The sequence below is a fragment of the Sphingomonas sp. CFBP 13720 genome, assembly GCF_014842075.1.
GTDB lineage: Bacteria > Pseudomonadota > Alphaproteobacteria > Sphingomonadales > Sphingomonadaceae > Sphingomonas.
Genome location: NZ_JACYVA010000019.1, coordinates 1 through 5,662, shown reverse-complemented (window position 1 = coordinate 5,662; position 5,662 = coordinate 1). Strand labels below are relative to the sequence as shown.

General features: G+C 54.7%; 3 tRNA genes and 3 rRNA genes. All 6 read left to right on the top strand.

Annotation, left to right across the window (positions count from 1 at the left end):
• Window positions 1-200 precede the first annotated feature (200 nt).
• The 6 genes from IFT55_RS17080 (at window position 201) to IFT55_RS17055 (ending at window position 5,656) form a co-directional block, all read left to right on the top strand.
• Window positions 201-1,687: ribosomal RNA gene (locus IFT55_RS17080) — 16S ribosomal RNA — on the top strand.
• Window positions 1,688-1,909: 222 nt separating this feature from the next.
• A tRNA-Ile gene (locus IFT55_RS17075) sits at window positions 1,910-1,986 on the top strand.
• A 127-nt stretch (window positions 1,987-2,113) separates the two neighbouring features.
• Window positions 2,114-2,189: transfer RNA gene (locus tag IFT55_RS17070), tRNA-Ala, on the top strand.
• A gap of 309 nt (window positions 2,190-2,498) precedes the next feature.
• Window positions 2,499-5,291: ribosomal RNA gene (locus IFT55_RS17065) — 23S ribosomal RNA — on the top strand.
• Between the two features lie 100 nt (window positions 5,292-5,391).
• Window positions 5,392-5,506 (top strand): 5S ribosomal RNA (gene rrf, locus IFT55_RS17060).
• Together the 16S, 23S and 5S rRNA genes with 3 tRNA genes alongside form the textbook arrangement of a ribosomal RNA operon.
• 73 nt (window positions 5,507-5,579) lie before the next feature.
• Window positions 5,580-5,656, top strand: a tRNA-Met gene (locus tag IFT55_RS17055).
• Window positions 5,657-5,662 lie beyond the last annotated feature (6 nt).

Here is a 5,662-nt window from a genome sequence, read left to right as displayed (position 1 = left end):
GGTTCTTTGACATTGTTGATGAGATGAAGGGACATGTGGGCGGCGGCTTGCGGTTCATGGCATACAAGGTGTCATGGTATCGTTTAAAGCTAAGTCGGTTCATATGTCTCGTTACAACCACCATATTGTAATGTGCAGAGCCGGCTCCTTGAAGTGAGCCGAGTATGTCTGGTTATTCCACTGGATGTATTTGGAACATCAAACTTGAGAGTTTGATCCTGGCTCAGAACGAACGCTGGCGGCATGCCTAACACATGCAAGTCGAACGATGCTTTCGGGCATAGTGGCGCACGGGTGCGTAACGCGTGGGAATCTGCCCTTAGGTTCGGAATAACAGCGAGAAATTGCTGCTAATACCGGATGATGACGTAAGTCCAAAGATTTATCGCCTAGGGATGAGCCCGCGTAGGATTAGCTAGTTGGTGTGGTAAAGGCGCACCAAGGCGACGATCCTTAGCTGGTCTGAGAGGATGATCAGCCACACTGGGACTGAGACACGGCCCAGACTCCTACGGGAGGCAGCAGTGGGGAATATTGGACAATGGGCGCAAGCCTGATCCAGCAATGCCGCGTGAGTGATGAAGGCCTTAGGGTTGTAAAGCTCTTTTACCCGGGATGATAATGACAGTACCGGGAGAATAAGCCCCGGCTAACTCCGTGCCAGCAGCCGCGGTAATACGGAGGGGGCTAGCGTTGTTCGGAATTACTGGGCGTAAAGCGTACGTAGGCGGCTTTGTAAGTTAGAGGTGAAAGCCTGGAGCTCAACTCCAGAACTGCCTTTAAGACTGCATCGCTTGAATCCAGGAGAGGTGAGTGGAATTCCGAGTGTAGAGGTGAAATTCGTAGATATTCGGAAGAACACCAGTGGCGAAGGCGGCTCACTGGACTGGTATTGACGCTGAGGTACGAAAGCGTGGGGAGCAAACAGGATTAGATACCCTGGTAGTCCACGCCGTAAACGATGATAACTAGCTGTCCGGGGACTTGGTCTTTGGGTGGCGCAGCTAACGCATTAAGTTATCCGCCTGGGGAGTACGGTCGCAAGATTAAAACTCAAAGGAATTGACGGGGGCCTGCACAAGCGGTGGAGCATGTGGTTTAATTCGAAGCAACGCGCAGAACCTTACCAGCGTTTGACATGTCCGGACGACTTCGAGAGATCGATTTCTTCCCTTCGGGGACTGGAACACAGGTGCTGCATGGCTGTCGTCAGCTCGTGTCGTGAGATGTTGGGTTAAGTCCCGCAACGAGCGCAACCCTCGATCTTAGTTACCATCATTTAGTTGGGGACTCTAAGATAACCGCCGGTGATAAGCCGGAGGAAGGTGGGGATGACGTCAAGTCCTCATGGCCCTTACGCGCTGGGCTACACACGTGCTACAATGGCGACTACAGTGGGCAGCAATCCCGCGAGGGTGAGCTAATCTCCAAAAGTCGTCTCAGTTCGGATTGTTCTCTGCAACTCGAGAGCATGAAGGCGGAATCGCTAGTAATCGCGGATCAGCATGCCGCGGTGAATACGTTCCCAGGCCTTGTACACACCGCCCGTCACACCATGGGAGTTGGATTCACCCGAAGGCGTTGCGCCAACCCGCAAGGGAAGCAGGCGACCACGGTGGGTTCAGCGACTGGGGTGAAGTCGTAACAAGGTAGCCGTAGGGGAACCTGCGGCTGGATCACCTCCTTTCTAAGGTATGGTCCGAAAGCGCCTCGCTTGATGTGAGGAAGAGCTTCGTACCTTCCGCAGAACATTAAGCCGCCGTCCTCATGTCCCTTCATCAATCTAAAGCGCAGTCGGCGAGACGAAATAGCGACAAGCTATTTTGGACGCCGACAAGCTCGGCCAGCGCTGCAGAGCGCGCCCACAAGGCGCAGCTTTGCTGCGACTGACGGGCGTGCGGGCACGTTTGGGCCGGTAGCTCAGGTGGTTAGAGCGCACGCCTGATAAGCGTGAGGTCGTAGGTTCAACTCCTACTCGGCCCACCATATAGACGGGTGCTTGAGTCAGCGCCGCAGGCAAAGCCTGCGTCGTCGGTCGTAGCGGATGCTACGCCGGCCGCGCTGGCGTCCTCGTGAAATAGCGATTTGCTATTTCATCGTGACGCGGCGCGATGGGGCCTTAGCTCAGCTGGGAGAGCGGTTGCTTTGCAAGCATCAGGTCATCGGTTCGATCCCGATAGGCTCCACCACGCATCTGCTGCTTAGATAGATTGATGAAGAGAACGAGATCCCCGTGATTGACACGGGGAGGAAGGGCGTTAGATCGCCGCTTCCGGTATTTGACATTGTGAATGGGTTTTTCAAATCGATGCCGTGAGGCGTGGGTTCGGACACATGGCAGCAGGCCGCAAGGTTTGCCGGCATGGGGCTTCGGGACACGACCTCACATTCAAGGCTGAGTATGTTGACCACACCAAAACAACCACGACGCGCTGCTCTGCCGAGTTTCGTGTCGGCCGCAAGGCCGATCCAGTGTTGTCGTTGGTGGTGTGGACTCTCAAGCGTGAGGTAAGGGCAATTCGTGGATGCCTTGGCATGTACAGGCGATGAAGGACGTGGCACGCTGCGATAAGCGTCGGTGAGGTGTGAGCAACCTTTGACCCGACGATTTCCGAATGGGGAAACCCACCTATCCGTTTAATCCTGAATGTCGGCAACGGCATGCAGGGTTAGGTGGACAAGGTATCTTGAGACTGAATACATAGGTTTCGAGAAGCGAACCCGGCGAACTGAAACATCTCAGTACCCGGAGGAAAAGACATCAACCGAGATTCCGTTAGTAGTGGCGAGCGAACGCGGACCAGGCCAGTGCCTGATGGTGAATTAGCAGAACACTCTGGAAAGTGTGGCCATAGCGGGTGACAGCCCCGTATGCGAAAATGAAACATCAGGACTCGAGTAGGGCGGAACACGTGTAATTCTGTCTGAACATGGGGGGACCACCCTCCAAGCCTAAATACTCGTACATGACCGATAGCGAACTAGTACCGTGAGGGAAAGGTGAAAAGCACCCCGATGAGGGGAGTGAAACAGTACCTGAAACGGATTGCCTACAAGCAGTTGGAGCCCTTTTATGGGGTGACAGCGTACCTCTTGCATAATGGGTCTGTGACTTAATCTGTCAAGCAAGCTTAAGCCGTTAGGTGTAGGCGCAGCGAAAGCGAGTCTGAATAGGGCGACCATAGTTTGACGGATTAGACCCGAAACCCGGCGATCTAGGCATGACCAGGATGAAGGTGGGGTAACACCCACTGGAGGTCCGAACCGATTAACGTTGAAAAGTTACCGGATGAGTTGTGTTTAGGGGTGAAAGGCCAATCAAGCCGGGAAATAGCTGGTTCTCCGCGAAAACTATTGAGGTAGTGCCTCGGATGGACACCTTGGGGGGTAGAGCACTGGATGGTTGCGGGGGTCGCGAGATCTACCAACACTAACCAAACTCCGAATACCCAAGAGTGATATCCGGGAGACAGACGGCGGGTGCTAAGGTCCGTCGTCAAAAGGGAAACAGCCCTGACCTACAGCTAAGGTCCCCAAGTCGTGTCTAAGTGGGAAAGCATGTGGGAATCCCAAAACAACCAGGAGGTTGGCTTAGAAGCAGCCATCCTTTAAAGAAAGCGTAACAGCTCACTGGTCTAAACAAGGGTTCCTGCGGCGAAGATGTAACGGGGCTCAAGACACGCACCGAAGCTTAGGGTGTGGATTTATATCCACGCGGTAGCGGAGCGTTCCGTACGCCTGAGAAGCGATCTGGTAATGGGTCGTGGAGGTATCGGAAGTGCGAATGCAGACATGAGTAGCGATAAAAAGGGTGAGATGCCCTTTCGCCGAAAGACCAAGGGTTCCTGCGCAAGGCTAATCCGCGCAGGGTGAGCCGGCCCCTAAGACGAGCCCGAAGGGGGTAGTCGATGGGAACCACGTTAATATTCGTGGGCCTGGTGGTGTGTGACGGATGACGTGTGTTGTCAGCTCTTATCGGATTGAGCTGGCTTCGAAGTTGTCCCGGGAAATAGCCCCACCGTATAGACCGTACCCGAAACCGACACAGGTGGTCAGGTAGAGTATACCAAGGCGCTTGAGAGAAGTGTCCTGAAGGAACTCGGCAAATTGCCTCCGTACCTTCGGAAGAAGGAGGCCCCACATAGGCGCAAGCTCTTGTGGGGGGCACAGGCCAGGGGGTAGCGACTGTTTAGCAAAAACACAGGGCTCTGCTAAGTCGGCTTCAAGACGACGTATAGGGCCTGACGCCTGCCCGGTGCCTGAAGGTTAAGTGGAGGGGTGCAAGCTCTGAAATGAAGCCCAGGTAAACGGCGGCCGTAACTATAACGGTCCTAAGGTAGCGAAATTCCTTGTCGGGTAAGTTCCGACCTGCACGAATGGCGTAACGACTTCCCCACTGTCTCCAGGACATGCTCAGCGAAATTGAATTCTCCGTGAAGATGCGGAGTACCCGCGGTTAGACGGAAAGACCCCGTGCACCTTTACTGCAGCTTCAGAGTGGCATTAGGAAAGAACTGTGTAGCATAGGTGGGAGGCTTTGAAGCGTCGGCGCCAGCTGACGTGGAGCCATAGGTGAAATACCACCCTGTTGTTTTCTGATGTCTAACCTGCGCCCATGAAACTGGGCGAGGGACCCTCTGTGGCGGGTAGTTTGACTGGGGCGGTCGCCTCCTAAAGAGTAACGGAGGCGCGCGAAGGTTGGCTCAGGACGGTTGGAAACCGTCTGTTAGAGTGCAATGGCATAAGCCAGCCTGACTGCGAGACTGACAAGTCGAGCAGAGACGAAAGTCGGTCATAGTGATCCGGTGGTCCCTCGTGGAAGGGCCATCGCTCAACGGATAAAAGGTACGCCGGGGATAACAGGCTGATAACCCCCAAGAGCTCATATCGACGGGGTTGTTTGGCACCTCGATGTCGGCTCATCACATCCTGGGGCTGGAGCAGGTCCCAAGGGTTTGGCTGTTCGCCAATTAAAGTGGTACGTGAGCTGGGTTCAGAACGTCGCGAGACAGTTTGGTCCCTATCTGCCGTGGGCGTCGAAATTTGAGAGGAGTTGCCCCTAGTACGAGAGGACCGGGGTGAACGTACCTCTGGTGTACCTGTCGTCGTGCCAACGGCGCAGCAGGGTAGCTATGTACGGACGGGATAACCGCTGAAAGCATCTAAGCGGGAAGCCTCCCTCGAGATAAGATTTCTTAGGACGGTCGGAGACCACGACCTTGATAGATTGGATGTGGAAGCGCAGTAATGCGTGAAGCTAACCGATACTAATTGTCCTATTCGCGCTTGTAGAGTCCCACCATCAACGTCAGCACTGGCTAACGTCCGACGTGGTCGACACCCTCAGCCCTGAACAAATCGATTTGAAAAACATGTGCACCCGCTTCATTGCCTGGTGGCTATAGCGTCTGTGAACCACCCGATCCCATCCCGAACTCGGCCGTGAAACCAGCCTGCGCCAATGGTACTATTGCTCAAGCAATGGAAGAGTAGGTCGTCGCCAGGCATTGAAGCCGGTGCACATAACCCATACACAATGTCCCTACCCCCTTCGTCCACTACTCGGACGCACACGGTGGCGCGGGGTGGAGCAGCCCGGTAGCTCGTCAGGCTCATAACCTGAAGGTCACAGGTTCAAATCCTGTCCCCGCAACCAACACCA